The sequence below is a fragment of the Pseudomonas sp. No.21 genome (assembly GCF_054558415.1).
On record NZ_BAAJNO010000006.1, the window covers coordinates 166073 to 178876 of the forward strand.

The 12804-nt window shown below is 69.1% G+C and carries 14 protein-coding genes; 6 read left to right on the forward strand and 8 right to left on the reverse strand.

The features are described from left to right. Nucleotides 1–13: 13 nt before the first annotated feature. On the reverse strand, nucleotides 14–1222 hold the full coding sequence (locus ACYJSS_RS13870; RefSeq protein WP_236204717.1) for a M20 aminoacylase family protein: 1209 nt from the start codon (nucleotides 1220–1222) through the stop codon (nucleotides 14–16). A gap of 181 nt (nucleotides 1223–1403) precedes the next feature. On the opposite strand from ACYJSS_RS13870, the gene ACYJSS_RS13875 reads away from it, so the two are divergent. After that, a complete protein-coding gene (locus ACYJSS_RS13875; protein WP_236204718.1) occupies nucleotides 1404–1796 on the forward strand; it encodes a GFA family protein in 393 nt (130 codons plus the stop codon). Nucleotides 1797–1941: 145 nt separating this feature from the next. On the opposite strand, the gene ACYJSS_RS13880 is transcribed toward ACYJSS_RS13875, so the two are convergent. The 4 genes from ACYJSS_RS13880 to ACYJSS_RS13895 all read right to left on the reverse strand — a co-directional run bounded on the left by ACYJSS_RS13880 (nucleotide 1942) and on the right by ACYJSS_RS13895 (nucleotide 5448). Further along, a complete protein-coding gene (locus ACYJSS_RS13880) occupies nucleotides 1942–2274 on the reverse strand; it encodes an amidase (protein ID WP_236204719.1) in 333 nt (110 codons plus the stop codon). Next, entirely contained in the window at nucleotides 2271–3383 is a 1113-nt protein-coding gene (locus ACYJSS_RS13885; protein WP_236204720.1) for a serine hydrolase domain-containing protein, read from the reverse strand. Before ACYJSS_RS13885 ends, ACYJSS_RS13880 begins: the two co-directional genes overlap by 4 nt. Nucleotides 3384–3492: 109 nt before the next feature. Continuing rightward, complete coding sequence (locus ACYJSS_RS13890) at nucleotides 3493–4278, reverse strand: oxygen-binding di-iron domain-containing protein (protein WP_111263078.1); 786 nt, start codon at nucleotides 4276–4278, stop codon at nucleotides 3493–3495. 285 nt (nucleotides 4279–4563) lie between these two features. Further along, nucleotides 4564–5448, reverse strand: a complete 885-nt coding sequence (locus tag ACYJSS_RS13895) for an acyl-CoA dehydrogenase family protein (protein ID WP_236204721.1) — start codon at nucleotides 5446–5448, stop codon at nucleotides 4564–4566. A 138-nt stretch (nucleotides 5449–5586) separates the two neighbouring features. On the opposite strand from ACYJSS_RS13895, the gene olsB reads away from it, so the two are divergent. Together olsB and ACYJSS_RS13905 are read left to right on the forward strand one after the other, a co-directional pair. Beyond that, complete coding sequence (gene olsB, locus ACYJSS_RS13900; protein WP_111263076.1) at nucleotides 5587–6357, forward strand: L-ornithine N(alpha)-acyltransferase; 771 nt, start codon at nucleotides 5587–5589, stop codon at nucleotides 6355–6357. Nucleotides 6358–6371: 14 nt separating this feature from the next. Further along, nucleotides 6372–7145: a lysophospholipid acyltransferase family protein gene (locus ACYJSS_RS13905; protein WP_236204722.1), complete on the forward strand. Its 774-nt coding sequence runs from the start codon at nucleotides 6372–6374 to the stop codon at nucleotides 7143–7145. Between the two features lie 3 nt (nucleotides 7146–7148). Here ACYJSS_RS13905 and ACYJSS_RS13910 read toward each other — a convergent pair whose 3' ends face one another. Next, nucleotides 7149–8009: a universal stress protein gene (locus ACYJSS_RS13910; RefSeq protein ID WP_236204723.1), complete on the reverse strand. Its 861-nt coding sequence runs from the start codon at nucleotides 8007–8009 to the stop codon at nucleotides 7149–7151. A 69-nt stretch (nucleotides 8010–8078) separates the two neighbouring features. Then, a complete protein-coding gene (locus tag ACYJSS_RS13915; RefSeq protein ID WP_236204724.1) occupies nucleotides 8079–8660 on the reverse strand; it encodes an acyl carrier protein phosphodiesterase in 582 nt (193 codons plus the stop codon). A 137-nt stretch (nucleotides 8661–8797) separates the two neighbouring features. Here ACYJSS_RS13915 and ACYJSS_RS13920 point away from each other — a divergent pair, with 137 nt between their 5' ends. Genes ACYJSS_RS13920 through ACYJSS_RS13930 form a run of 3 tightly spaced genes read left to right on the forward strand, consistent with a single transcriptional unit; the run spans nucleotide 8798 to nucleotide 11379 of the window. Continuing rightward, nucleotides 8798–9106: an ArsR/SmtB family transcription factor gene (locus tag ACYJSS_RS13920; RefSeq protein WP_111263072.1), complete on the forward strand. Its 309-nt coding sequence runs from the start codon at nucleotides 8798–8800 to the stop codon at nucleotides 9104–9106. Nucleotides 9107–9150: 44 nt separating this feature from the next. Continuing rightward, the gene (locus tag ACYJSS_RS13925; RefSeq protein ID WP_236204725.1) at nucleotides 9151–10314 is read left to right on the forward strand and encodes an MFS transporter; all 1164 of its coding nucleotides are present in this window, start codon (nucleotides 9151–9153) and stop codon (nucleotides 10312–10314) included. Between the two features lie 15 nt (nucleotides 10315–10329). Continuing rightward, nucleotides 10330–11379, forward strand: a complete 1050-nt coding sequence (locus ACYJSS_RS13930) for an alkene reductase (RefSeq protein WP_173178778.1) — start codon at nucleotides 10330–10332, stop codon at nucleotides 11377–11379. A 282-nt stretch (nucleotides 11380–11661) separates the two neighbouring features. Here the strand turns inward: ACYJSS_RS13930 and ACYJSS_RS13935 are convergent, their stop codons facing one another. Further along, nucleotides 11662–12501, reverse strand: coding sequence for an ATPase (locus ACYJSS_RS13935; RefSeq protein WP_236204726.1), 840 nt, complete (start codon nucleotides 12499–12501; stop codon nucleotides 11662–11664). Between the last annotated feature and the right edge of the window lie 303 nt (nucleotides 12502–12804).

Below are 12804 nucleotides of genomic sequence, written 5' to 3' on the forward strand. Positions count from 1 at the left end.
GAGCCTCCGGGGCTTAGGCGTGGGCGAGGGTCGCGCTGCTGGGCAGGTCGCTGCGGGCGGCCTGGAGCCAGGCCTCCGCCAGGGCGGCCCAATAGGCCGCGCCGCGCACGAGGATGTCGTCGTTGAAGTCGTAGCCGTGGTTGTGGACCATCGGCCCCTCGCCGTTGCCGATCACGAGGTAGCTGCCGGGGCAGCGCTGCAGCATCCAGCCGAAGTCCTCGCTGCCCATCAGCGTTTGCGCCTCCTGCACCGCGCCCTCCCCCAGCAGGCCCACGGCCACGTCGCGGGCGAAGGCGGTCTCGGTCGCATGGTTGACCGTCACCGGGTACGCCGGTCGGTGCTCGATGGCCACGCGGCAACCGTGGCTCGCGGCATGCCCGCGGATGATCGCGGTGACCCGCTGCAGCTGCAGTTCGCGCACCTCCGGGTCCAGCGCCCGCAGGCTCAGGCGCAGCAAGGCGGTCTGCGGGACGACATTGGCCGCCTCCCCCGCCTGCAGCGCGCCCACGGTGACCACGGCGGCACGTTGCGCATCGATGTTGCGCGCCACCACCGTCTGCAACGCCATGACGATATCGGCGGCGGCCACCAGCGGATCGACGCACAGGTGCGGCATGGAGCCGTGCCCACCGACGCCTTCCAGGGTGACCTCCAGCAGGTCCTGCGAGGCCATCACCGGCCCGGCGCGGAAGGCCATGCGCCCCGCCTCCAGCCCCGGCATGTTGTGCATGGCGAACAGCGCATCGCAGGGGAAGCGTTCCAGCAGGCCATCGGCGAGCATCGCCTCGGCGCCGCCCTGCCCTTCCTCGGCGGGCTGGAAGATCAGGTTGAGGGTGCCGTCGAAGTGCCCGGCCTCGGCCAGGTAGCGCGCGGCCCCCAGCAGCATCGCGGTGTGGCCGTCATGCCCGCAGGCGTGCATGCAGCCGGCGTGGCGGCTGCTGTGGGCGACCCCGGTGGCTTCGCTGATGGGCAGCGCATCCATGTCGGCGCGCAGCCCCAGCCGCCGCGAGCCATCGCCACGGCGCAGCACGCCGACCACGCCGGTGCGGCCGATGCCCCGGTGCACCTGGTAGCCCCAGCCCTCCAGGGCACGGGCCACCAGAGCGGCGGTGCGGGTTTCCTCGAAGCCCAGTTCGGGATGGGCGTGGATGTCCTGGCGCAGGCGGCGCAACGCGTCGTCGATGCCATCGAGCCAGGCAGGGATATGCGCGTAACGGGTCATTGTTGTTGTTCTCCTCGTCATGGCCGCCCGGGAAGGCGGCCCGGCGCCAGTCAAGCGCCACGGGGCGAGGAGGACAATCGAAGACGGTTCCACAGGGTGGAACAGGGCACTGCCGCCTGGCCGCACACAGCCGCTGCCCGCTATAAGAAATGCCTCGGTCCGTCTTCAGAGGAGATTCGCCATGGAACGATTCACCGGTGGTTGCCTGTGCGGCGCGGTGCGCGTCGTCGCCTCCGGGCGCCCGTATCGGGTCGGCCTGTGCCACTGCCTGGACTGCCGCAAGCACCACGGCGCGCTGTTCCACGCCTCGGCGATCTTCCCCCGTGATGCGGTGGCGATCGAGGGCGAGGTGGGCGAGTACGCCGGGCGCTGCTTCTGCCCCCGCTGCGGCTCCTCGGTATTCGGACGCAGCGGCGACGAGATCGAGGTGAACCTCGGCGCCCTGGACGCCCCCGACCAGTTGCAACCGACCTACGAGCTGTGGACGGTGCGCCGCGAAGCCTGGCTACCGCCCTTCCCCCTCGCCCGGCACTACGCGCGCGACCGCGACGGAAGCAGCCGTTTCGAGGCGTGAAGCCAATGACGCGGCCTGCGTGAGCGATCGTTGCCTGAGAGGGCCTGCTCAGGAGCGTGCTTGCCGGGTCTCTCAAGCCCCTGACGCCTACGCATTGATGGGTTTCGCTTCGCTCTACCCATCCTACGAAATGGGCATGTCGCCGTCAGGGCAGGCTGTCCGCCTGCGGCAGCAGCTGGCAGCCCTGGCGCGGGCCGAGCCAGGCGGCGGTGGAGGTGGCGCCGAGGCCGCGCGAGGTCACGCGCTTGGCGGCGGCATCATCGAGGAAGGCGCTGGTGGGCACGTACTGCTTCACGTAGCCCAGGCAGTAGTCCGCCGGGTTGTCCATGACGTAGCGGCAGGAGCAGTACTCCTTGGCGGTGTAGGCGCTGATGATGCCGGGGAAGGCCTGGATGTGGACGCGGTTCTGCCAGGCGAGGCCGGCCAGCACCAGAAGCAGCAGGGCCAGGATGGCGAGGATGGGGTGGCGGCGGATCATGGCTGCACCTCCTGGGCGAAGGCGGCCTGGGCCAGCTTGAGGAACGCGTTGTGCTGGTAGCTGCCGTCGCGGTCATCGGCGAAGCGCACGATCACCAGTTTCTGCGCCGGCAGCACGTAGAGCGCCTGGCCCCAGTGGCCGAGGGCGGCGAAGGTGTCTTCCGGGGCGTCGGGCCAGGGCTTGGCACTGCCCGCCACCACCGCGTTGAGCCACCAGTGCCCGCCGGGAACGGCGTCGCCGGGGGCCTTGGGGTCGGTATGGAATTCGGCGAAGGGCTTGCGGTTGAACGCCACCCATTCCCTGGGCAGCAGCTGGCGGTCGCCCCAGCGGCCGTCGCGTTGCATCAGCAGGCCGACACGGGCGAGGTCACGGGCGCTCATGTAGGCGTAGGACGACCCGACGAAGGTGCCGGCGGCGTCGGTTTCCCACACCGCCGAGCGAATGCCCAGGGGGTCGAACAGCGCGGTCCAGGGGTAGTCCTTGTAGGCATCCCCGACCATGCCCCTGAGCGCGGCGGAGAGCACGTTGGTGTCGCCACTGGAGTAGCGGAAGCGCTTGCCGGGCACGGCATCCAGCGGGTGCGCGGCGGCGAAGGCGGCCATGTCGCCACGGCCCCGGGTGTAGAGCATGGCCACCACCGAGGACTTCAGCGGCGCGTATTCGTAGTCCTCCTGCCAGGCGAGGCCCGAGGCCCAGTGCAGCAGGTGGTCCATCTGCACCGCACCATGGCCGGCGAAGGCCGGGTAGTGGCGGGCGACCGGGTCGTCGAGCTTGAAGCGGCCTTCGCCATAGGCGACGCCCAGGGTGGCGGCGAGCAGGCTCTTGCTCACCGACCAGGTGAGGTGCGGCGTCTCGGCACGGGTGGGGCCGGCATAGCGCTCGTAGATGAGTTCGCCATCGCGGATCACCACCACGGCGTCGGTGCGCACGCCCTTGCGCTGGGCATCGTCACGGGCGGGGAAGGCATAGGCCTCGAAGGCGTCGAGGGCGGCGCCGGAGGGTGTGGCGCCCTGGGCCCATTCGGCACCGGGCCAGGTTTCGGCGTGGGCGAGCGTGGCGGCGCAGAGGCCGAGTGCCAGGCTCAGGGTTCGCAGCAGCGGGACGGGCATTGGTCAGCCTCTTGTTGTCAGCGGAGGCGGAACCGTAGCACGGGGAATATGACGCTAAAAAGCGCCGAACGTGCCGCTTGCGGGGACATTCGGCGCGAAAGGTCAGTGTTCAGCGGGGCAGGCGGTAATCGTCCGGGCCCATCAGGTCGAGGCCGCATTGCAGGTTCTCGATCCAGTAGAGGAAGGCACTGATCATCTCCTTGCCCACGAAGGGCCGGCCGTGTTGCGGCACGATCATCTCCACGTCCATCTCGCGGACCATGGCGGCCCACAGGCGACAGGCCTTGTTGCCAGCCATGTAGCGGCGGTGGAAGCCCTCCATCTCGGGCACATGGTTGACGAAATCACGCACCGGGTTGGCGTCGTCGACCATGGACGCGCCCATGTCGCCGGAGAAGAGGATCTTGCTGATCGGGTCGTAGATCTGGAAGTTGCCCACCGAGTGCAGGAAGTGCGCCGGCACCGCCTTGAGGTTGCAACGCCCCAGCGGGATCGACTGGCCACGGTCGGGCAGCGCGATGATGCGGTCGTAGGTGGAGATGCCGTGGCTGATGGCCAGGTAGTTGGCCGTCAGGTGCGGCAGGAAGCGCGCCCAGAGCTTGGAGCAGATGACCTTGGCGCGGGTGTGCAGCAGCCACTTGTCCAGCGACGCGATGATGTCCGGGTCCTGGTGGGAGGCGAAGATGTAGGTCAGCTCCTGCAGCGGGATGTGCTTGGACAGCTCCAGCGACAGGGGGGTGTAGGTCAGGTCGCCGCCCGGGTCGAGCAGCAGGTATTGCTCATGATCGGTGATCAGGAACTGGTTGGACTGCACGCCATCACCACTGACCAGGTCGTCGAACATCAGGCATTGGTGGGCGCCGTTGTCGAACAGCACTATGGGTTCACGCCGCATGGAAACCTCGAATTGGTTGCGGCGGCCAGCATCGTGGTTGTGGATTTTTCCCGTACTGACCTGAATCAAGCGAACCCGGCGTCAAGGGCGAAAACGTCGCAGGGGCGGGCGCTGCGTCGCGATTGGCGGAATGCGGCGTGAACACAACGCTCGGAGGTGAGGCCGGTGTAGGGTGGAGGACGCTCTTTTCCTCCACCAGGCGAGGCCCGGCTGGGACCCCGATGATGGGTTTCGCGTAGCTCTACCCATCCTACGAACCCAGCCCAACCTACGGAGTTCTGCGGTTCAGCCCAGGCCGAGGCTGGCGCGGGCTTTTTCCAGGCGTTTGGCGCGGGGGCCGACGGCGAGGCTGAGCACGCCCTGGTCCCGTTGCCAGAGCGTGGCCCATTCCTGCGGGCCGTTGGCGAGGGCGCTTTCCAGCTCGGGGCGCAGGCCGTCGAACTGGGCGAACAGGCCGGCCAGCATCAGGTGCATCGTCGGGCTGGTGGCGCACAGCCGGGAGACCTCGGCGGCGCTGCCGAGCAGCCCCAGCAGGCGCAGTTGCAGGGGCTCCGGCCAGCCGCTGTCACGGCCGACACCGAGCAGCCAGCCACCCATGGCAGCAAGCACGTGCAGGTCTTCGATGCTGCGGAAGGGCTTCACGTAGGCGTCCCAGCCATCGCCGGCCAGGCGCTCGCAGTGGGCGGCGTCCAGGTGCAGGCGGGCGTGGGGGATATCCGGCATCAGCGGCAGCGACGGCAGGGCCTCGATGCGCACGCCCGGGGCGCCGTTGCGCACCACCACCAGGGCCAGGCGCGGCGGCTGGCCCTCGGCTTCCTCGCGGGCGGCCACCAGCAGCCAGTCGGCGGCGTCGGCGGCGGTGACGAAATCCTTGCGCCCGGACAGGCTCAGCCCGGTGACGCGGGTCTGCATGTCCGCCGGGCGGGTGCTGCGGCTTTCGGTCACGCACAAGGCGCCGAGACTCTGCGGCGCAGAGGGCCAAAGCAGGCGCAGCGCGCCCTGGTAGCCGGCGAGGAAGGCCAGGCCCGGCGTCGCGGCGAGCCGCCCGCCGAGCACCGCCAGCTCGAAGGGCGAGGCTTCGCCCAGGCGCTCCAGCAGCGCGCCGTACCAGTCCTCCAGGGGGGCCGGGGGCAGGCGGTCGTTGATGTCCAGCAGGCGTTGCCAGGTCATGTCGGGCTCCTTGGGTCGCTGTCATTCAAGCATCACGGAAACGTCACGGTGGTGACACCGGGTCTCCCTAGCCTGACTTTGCACAACAAGATCGACCGGCTGCAACCGGGATCTAGCCGGCTAACGGAGGCTTCATTCATGACCCAGATCGCCATCACCCGCGACAACGCCGCCCGCGGCGAGAAAAGCCCACGCCGCCTGCAGGCCGAGCGCCTGACCGGCATCGCCGCGCTGCGTGAAGCCCAGGCCCTGCGCTACCAGGTGTTCAGCGCGGAGTTCGACGCCAAGCTCAAGGGCGCCGAGTTCGGCCTCGACATGGACGACTACGATCCGCACTGCATGCACATCGGCGTGCGCGACCTGGACAGCGACCGCCTGGTGGCCACCACCCGCCTGCTCGATCACCGCGCCGCCCACGACATCGGCCGCTTCTACAGCGAAGAGGAATTCCAGCTGGTAGGCCTGGGCGACCTGCAAGGCCCGGTGCTGGAGATCGGCCGCACCTGCGTCGACCCGGCCTACCGCAACGGCGGCACCATCGCCGTGCTCTGGAGCGAGCTGGCCGAGGTGCTCAACGAAGGCGGCTACCGCTACCTGATGGGCTGCGCCAGCATCCCCATGCAGGACGGCGGCATCCAGGCCCAGGCCATCATGCAGCGCCTGCGCGAACGCTACCTGTGCACCGAACACCTGCGTGCCGAACCGCGCACCCCGCTGCCGGCGCTGGAGTTGCCCGGCAACGTCATCGCCGAGATGCCGCCGCTGCTCAAGGCCTACATGCGCCTGGGCGCGAAGATCTGCGGCGAGCCCTGCTGGGACCAGGACTTCCAGGTCGCCGACGTGTTCATCCTGCTCAAGCGCGACGAGCTCTGCCCACGCTACGCCCGCCACTTCAAGGCGGCGGTCTGAACGGAGGCGTCGGCATGAGCACGCTGCGCCTGTACCTGCGCATCGCCCGCCTGCTGGCGGTGGTCGGCCTCGGCCTGCTGCTGGCCTGCTGGGTCGGGGTGCTGGAGCGCCTGTTCCGGGGCCGCGACCTGATGGTGCGGCGCCAGCGCCTGACCCGCTGGTTCCTCGCCCGCCTGAGCGCCGCCCTGCCCTTTCGCGTGAGGGTGACGGGGGCCGTACCGCGCCAGCCGATGCTGTGGGTGTCCAACCACGTGTCCTGGACCGATATCCCGCTGCTGGGCATGCTCGCGCCGCTGTCGTTCCTGTCCAAGGCCGAAGTGCGCGCCTGGCCGGTCGCGGGCTGGCTGGCGCACAAGGCCGGGACGCTGTTCATCCGCCGTGGCGCGGGCGACAGCAACCTGGTGGGCCAGCAACTCGCCCGCCACCTGGGGCTGGGCCGGCAACTGGCGATCTTCCCCGAAGGCACCACCACCGACGGCAGCCTGCTGCGCACCTTCCACAGCCGCCTGCTGACCAGCGCCTGCGAAACCGGCGTGCCGGTGCAACCGGTGGCGATCCGTTACCTGCGCGACGGCCAGCGTGACGGGATCGCGCCCTTCATCGGCGACGACGACCTGCTCTCGCACCTGCTGCGCCTGCTCGGCAGCGAGGTGGCAGAGGTGGAGATCCACCTGCTGCCGCCCATCCCCACGCTCGACCAGAGCCGCACGGTGGTCAGCCGCCAGGCCCACGGCGCGATCCGCACTCGGCTGTTCGGCGAGGAAACCGCCGAGGAGCTGGCGGCCTGAACCTCAGTCCCGCCCCGGCGGGACCGCGAGGATGTCGCACTCCAATTCGCGCAGCGCCGCATCGGCGACGCTGCCGATCAGCACCCGCTTGATCCCGCCCATGCCCCGGGTGCCGAGCACCAGCAGGTCCGGCGGCGAGTCGGCCATGACCCGGCGCAGGACGGTCATCGGCAACCCCTCTTCCACCCGTTGCTCCCCCACCACGCCCAGCAGGCCCTGCTCTTCGAGGAAGCCGGCCAGGTTGAGCCGCGCGTTGCGCTCCTCGCCGGTGAGGTGGTCGTCCAGCGCGGGGGTGGCGATGCCGGCGTTCATCAGCATCACCTTGGCGAAGGGCTCGAAGGCGTGCACCGCCCGGCAACGCGCGCCATCCATCAGCCCCAGCGCCTTGGCCGCGCGCACGGCGCGGGCCGAGGTGGGCGAGAGGTCGAGGGCCAGCACCAGGTCGCGGTAGGAGGACTCGGGCTCGCGGTTGACCACCAGCACCGGCGTTTCGCAGGTGCGCACCACGCGCTCCAGGGTGGTGCCGACGAAGACGTCGCGCAGGGCGTTGCGTCGGTGAACCCCCATCACCAGCAGGTCGATATCGCCCCAGCGCGCGCATTCGGCGATGCGCGGCGCCGGGTCACCGGCTTCCACCCAGATTTCCGGGGCGCGGCCGGCGCGTTCGGTGAATTCGCCGAGGCGCGCCTCGAGGTCGCGGCGGATCTGTTCGACCTCCAGCTCGACGCGCAGCTGCGGCTGGTCGCTGTCGACCACGTGGAGGATGAACCAGGGGCAGTCGAACTGCCGCACCAGGCGTGCGGCGCGCAGCAGGGCGCGCTCGGAGCGCGAGGACAGGTCGGTCGCCAGCAGCAGGGATTTCATGGGGCACCTCCGTAAACCGTTAGTTACGGATAGTGCACGCCGGTAAGGGGCGGTGGTGCTTGATGCAGGTCAAGCGCGGCGGGATGCCTCGGAGGCGAAGCCCTGCAGCTCGGGGTAGAAGCGACGGAAGGTATCGCTGAGCGGCTCGTACAGGCGCTCGATCTCCGCGAAGGCGCCGTCCAGCAGGCCGGGACGGGAGAAGCGGCGCGACATGCCGAGCAGCACCTGCTCGATGATCGCGAAGTCGCGGTAGCTGCCGAGCCAGTCCTGCGCGGCCATGCGCGGGGCGATGAAGGCCAGCCGCTCGGGCAGCGCCGGCTCCTCGGCCAGCACCCGGTAGACCTGGCCGGTGAAGGCCGGCAGCGGCACCTCGGCGTAGCGCTGCCAGTCCCGCGCCAGGCAGTGGTCGAAGAACAGGTCGAGGAGGATGCTGGCGACGCGGCGGCGCTCGGCCGGGAACAGCGCCCTGGCCTCGGCGGTGAGCGGGTGGGCATCGGTGAACACGTCGATGCGCCGATGCAGGCGGATGCCGGCCTCGATGTCCGCCGGCCAGCGTCCGTCCAGCGGCCCCTTGACGAAGTCGCCGTAGAGGCTGCCGAGCAGTTGGGCGGGCTGGTCGCCGCCGAGGTGCAGGTGGGCGAGGTAATTCATCGGCCAAGCTTACGCCCATGGCCGGGGGCGCTTCCATCAGCCGCCGTGATGAAGACTATCGGCACAAACGATCCTGTATCGCCCGGAGCCGATATATAGTTCGCCCATTCCCGATATGGCTTCACCCGGATCGCCCAATGACCACGCCCATCGACATCGACGAAATCATCAAGGCCCTCGCCCACCCGGTGCGGCGCGAGATGCTGCAGTGGCTGAAAGACCCGCACAAGCACTTCGTCGAACAGGACCACCCGTTCGAGATCGGTGTCTGCGCCGGCAAGTTCGACCAGCGCACGGGGCTTTCGCAGTCGACAGTCTCGGTGCACCTGGCGACCCTGCAGCGTGCCGGGCTGGTCACCAGCCGCAAGGTCGGGCAGTGGAACTTCTTCAAACGAAATGAAGCCGTGATCAGTGAATTCCTTCGCCAGATGAGCGACGAGCTCTAGGCCTTCATACCTGCTACGACCCCCAACTTTCCAGGAGCAGGCCCATGCCGACTTCGCTTCTCGTCCTCGCTTTGTCCGCGTTCGCCATCGGCACCACGGAATTCGTGATCATGGGGCTGCTGCCCGATGTGGCCGCCGACCTCGGCGTGTCGATTCCCTGCGCCGGCTGGCTGGTCACCGGCTACGCCCTGGGCGTGGCCGTGGGCGCCCCGTTCATGGCCATGGCCACGGCCCGCTTCCCCCGCAAGGCCGCGCTGCTGGCACTGATGGGCATCTTCATCCTCGGCAACCTGCTGTGCGCGGTGGCCGCCGACTACGAGCTGCTGATGCTGGCGCGGGTGGTCACCGCCCTCTGCCACGGCGCCTTCTTCGGCATCGGTTCGGTGGTCGCCGCCAGCCTGGTGCCGGAGAACCGCAAGGCCTCGGCCGTGGCGCTGATGTTCACCGGCCTGACCCTGGCCAACGTGCTCGGCGTGCCCCTGGGCACCGCGCTGGGCCAGGCCGCCGGCTGGCGCTCGACCTTCTGGGCCGTGACCCTGATCGGCGTCGCCGCGCTGATCGGCCTGTGGCGCGTGCTGCCCAACCGGCATGACGAAGAAAAGGCCGACATGCGCAGCGAACTGGCCGCGCTCAACGGCGCCGGGCTGTGGCTGGCGCTGTCGACCACCGTGCTGTTCTCCGCTGCCGTGTTCTGCATCTTCACCTACGTGGCGCCGCTGCTGGGCGAAGTCACCGGCGTCTCGCCCCGCGGCGTGACCCTGAGCCTGCTGCTGATCGGCCTGGGCCTGACCCTGGGCAATGTCATCGGCGGTCGCCTGGCCGACTGGAAGCTGGCGCAGACCCTGATGGGCGTGTTCGTCGCCCTGGCCGTCGCCTCCACGGCACTGAGCTGGACCAGCGTGGCGCTGATCCCCACCGAGATCACCCTGTTCCTCTGGGCCACGGCCGCCTTCGCCGCCGTGCCCGCCCTGCAAGTCAACGTGGTGGCCTTCGGTGCCGGTGCGCCGAACCTGGTCTCCACCCTGAACATCGGCGCCTTCAACGTGGGCAACGCCCTCGGCGCCTGGGTCGGCGGCCTGGTCATCGACCAGGGCCTGGGCCTGACCCGTGTCCCACTGGCCGCAGCCGTGCTGGCGATTCTCGCCCTGGTCGCGACCGTCCTGACCTTCAGTCAACGCAAACCCGAGCTGGAAACCGCTCTCGACTAATCCGAGGTGTATCCCATGGCAACGCTTTTCGATCCCATCAAGATCGGCGAACTGGAACTCGCCAACCGCATCATCATGGCCCCGCTGACCCGCTGCCGCGCCGACGAGGGCCGCGTGCCCAACGCGCTGATGGCCGAGTACTACACCCAGCGCGCCTCCGCCGGCCTGATCATCAGCGAGGCGACCTCCGTCACCCCGCTGGGCGTCGGCTACCCCGACACCCCCGGCATCTGGAGCGACGAGCAGGTCAAGGGCTGGAGCAACATCACCAAGGCCGTGCACGCCAACGGCGGCAAGATCGTCCTGCAGCTGTGGCACGTGGGCCGCATCTCCGACCCCAGCTACCTGGGCGGCGAAACCCCGGTCGCCCCCAGCGCCATCGCCGCCAAGGGCCACGTCAGCCTGCTGCGCCCGCTGCGTGACTACCCGGTGCCCCGCGCCCTGGAAACCGAAGAGATCGGCGACATCATCGAGGCCTACCGCGTGGGCGCCGAGAACGCCCAGGCCGCCGGCTTCGACGGCGTGGAGCTGCACGCCGCCAACGGCTACCTGATCGACCAGTTCCTGCAGGACAGCACCAACAAGCGCACCGACCTCTACGGCGGCTCCCTGGAGAACCGCGCACGCCTGCTGCTGGAGGTGACCGACGCGCTGATCAAGGTCTGGGGCGCAGGCCGCGTGGGCGTGCACCTGGCGCCGCGCGCCGACTCCCACGACATGGGCGACTCCAACCGCGCCGAGACCTTCGGCTACGTCGCCCGTGAGCTGGGCAAGCGTGGCGTGGCCTTCATCTGCGCCCGCGAGAAGGTCGCCGACGACAGCCTGACCCCGAGCCTGAAGGAAGCCTTCGGCGGCGTGTTCATCGCCAACGAACGCTTCACCAAGGAACAGGCCAACGCCTGGCTGGCCGAAGGCAAGGCCGATGCCGTGGCCTTCGGCATCCCCTTCATCGCCAACCCCGACCTGCCGGCGCGCCTGGCCCAGGATGCCCCGCTGAACGAGCCGCACCCGGAAACCTTCTACGGCAAGGGCCCGGTCGGCTACATCGACTACCCGCGCCTGTAAGCGGCAACGCTGCGATGAACCAAGCCCCGGCCCGCAAGGCCGGGGCTTTTTCGTGGCTATGGATAAGTCCGAACAGCGAATTCCACAGCCGGCACGAATCGCAGGATGGCGTAGAGCGCAGCGAAACCCATCACCACCTTTGCCGGTGACAACGGAGCGCGATGGCATGAAGAGCGGGCGAATGAATTCGCCCCAACAGGGTGCCCCCGGCGGCATTGCGATCCGTCCGGGCATGAAAAAGCCCCGGTCCTTGCGGAGCGGGGCTTTCCATGGCGACAGGGATCAGCGGGCGTTGATCTGCTGCTGCAGGTTCTGCACCTGGCTTTGCAGGGTGCTGATGTTGCGGGTCATCTGTGCGCGGAAGGCGTCGAACTCGGCGGTGTTGCCGCCCACGTTCTGGGCCGGTGCCGGGCGGTTGTCCAGTTCGCTGCGCAGCACGAGCAGGTCCTGTTCCAGGCTCTTGATCGCCTGGTTGGGGTTGCCCTGCTTCTTCAGCGCGTCGATTTCAGCGGAGAGGGCCTTCAGGCGCTCATCGACCTTGGACGAATCGCCCTGGGCGGCCTTGAGCTTGCCCTGCTCATCCGCCAGGCCCTTGAGGCGGCCGTCGAGCTGGCCGGCGGTGCCTTCCTGGGCCTTGAGGTCGGCGGCGATCTGGTCGACACGCTTGCCCTGGCCGCCGATCTGGGTATTGAGGCTCTGCTGCTGCTTGACCAGTTCGGCGACCTTGGCCTGCAGCTGCTTGAGCTCGAGCTTCAGCGACTCGCTGCCGCTGGTGACGTTGGATTCGGTGGCGACCACCTTGCCGCTGATGTCCTGGATGCGACCGGCGGCTTCCTCGCTGATGCGGGCGAAGCTCTCCTGGGTGGCGACCAGTTGCTGCTCCATCAGCGAGATCTGCTGGAAGCTCCACCAGCCGAGGCCGCAGAAGGCGATCAGCAGCGCGCCGATCAACGCCCACAGCGGGCCGGTGCTGGGCACCTTGACCGCCGCTGCATGGCCGTGGCCCGCATGGCTGGGCTGGGCATGGGCGGCGTGGCCATGGTGGCCGTACGCGTCGCGATCCCGGGAATCGGTGGTCAGGCTGGGGACATCGTCCAGTTCATCGAGAGCATCGTTACGCATGGTTGACCTTCGGAAGAGAGCGCTAAGGGCCGCGGCTGGCCACAAGTGCGCCAGTATACCGTTTCGCTCGGGCGGCATCAGCGTCGCGCCAAGCTGGTGCGATTTCGCACCGCCACGGGGCGACGCACGGTCGATCGACCCGCTGCAGGCCCCAGGGTTCCTGAATACGTGAACTGGTACGCACCTTGCTAATCACCCCTTGGGGCGTCTTGGGGGCGCTTCAGCCTGGCGGGCCCGTGCAGTGGGGGCCCGACGCGCTCCGCCGATCCGGGAAGAGACGGACGGAGCTCTCTTCTGATCATG

Bases quoted from the DNA above. Each gene is read 5' to 3' on its own strand.
- ACYJSS_RS13870 (WP_236204717.1), bottom strand. From the start codon at position 1,222: ATGACCCGTTACGCGCATATCCCTGCCTGGCTCGATGGCATCGACGAC.
- ACYJSS_RS13875 (WP_236204718.1), top strand. From the start codon at position 1,404: ATGGAACGATTCACCGGTGGTTGCCTGTGCGGCGCGGTGCGCGTCGTC.
- ACYJSS_RS13880 (WP_236204719.1), bottom strand. From the start codon at position 2,274: ATGATCCGCCGCCACCCCATCCTCGCCATCCTGGCCCTGCTGCTTCTG.
- ACYJSS_RS13885 (WP_236204720.1), bottom strand. From the start codon at position 3,383: ATGCCCGTCCCGCTGCTGCGAACCCTGAGCCTGGCACTCGGCCTCTGC.
- ACYJSS_RS13890 (WP_111263078.1), bottom strand. From the start codon at position 4,278: ATGCGGCGTGAACCCATAGTGCTGTTCGACAACGGCGCCCACCAATGC.
- ACYJSS_RS13895 (WP_236204721.1), bottom strand. From the start codon at position 5,448: ATGACCTGGCAACGCCTGCTGGACATCAACGACCGCCTGCCCCCGGCC.
- olsB (WP_111263076.1), top strand. From the start codon at position 5,587: ATGACCCAGATCGCCATCACCCGCGACAACGCCGCCCGCGGCGAGAAA.
- ACYJSS_RS13905 (WP_236204722.1), top strand. From the start codon at position 6,372: ATGAGCACGCTGCGCCTGTACCTGCGCATCGCCCGCCTGCTGGCGGTG.
- ACYJSS_RS13910 (WP_236204723.1), bottom strand. From the start codon at position 8,009: ATGAAATCCCTGCTGCTGGCGACCGACCTGTCCTCGCGCTCCGAGCGC.
- ACYJSS_RS13915 (WP_236204724.1), bottom strand. From the start codon at position 8,660: ATGAATTACCTCGCCCACCTGCACCTCGGCGGCGACCAGCCCGCCCAA.
- ACYJSS_RS13920 (WP_111263072.1), top strand. From the start codon at position 8,798: ATGACCACGCCCATCGACATCGACGAAATCATCAAGGCCCTCGCCCAC.
- ACYJSS_RS13925 (WP_236204725.1), top strand. From the start codon at position 9,151: ATGCCGACTTCGCTTCTCGTCCTCGCTTTGTCCGCGTTCGCCATCGGC.
- ACYJSS_RS13930 (WP_173178778.1), top strand. From the start codon at position 10,330: ATGGCAACGCTTTTCGATCCCATCAAGATCGGCGAACTGGAACTCGCC.
- ACYJSS_RS13935 (WP_236204726.1), bottom strand. From the start codon at position 12,501: ATGCGTAACGATGCTCTCGATGAACTGGACGATGTCCCCAGCCTGACC.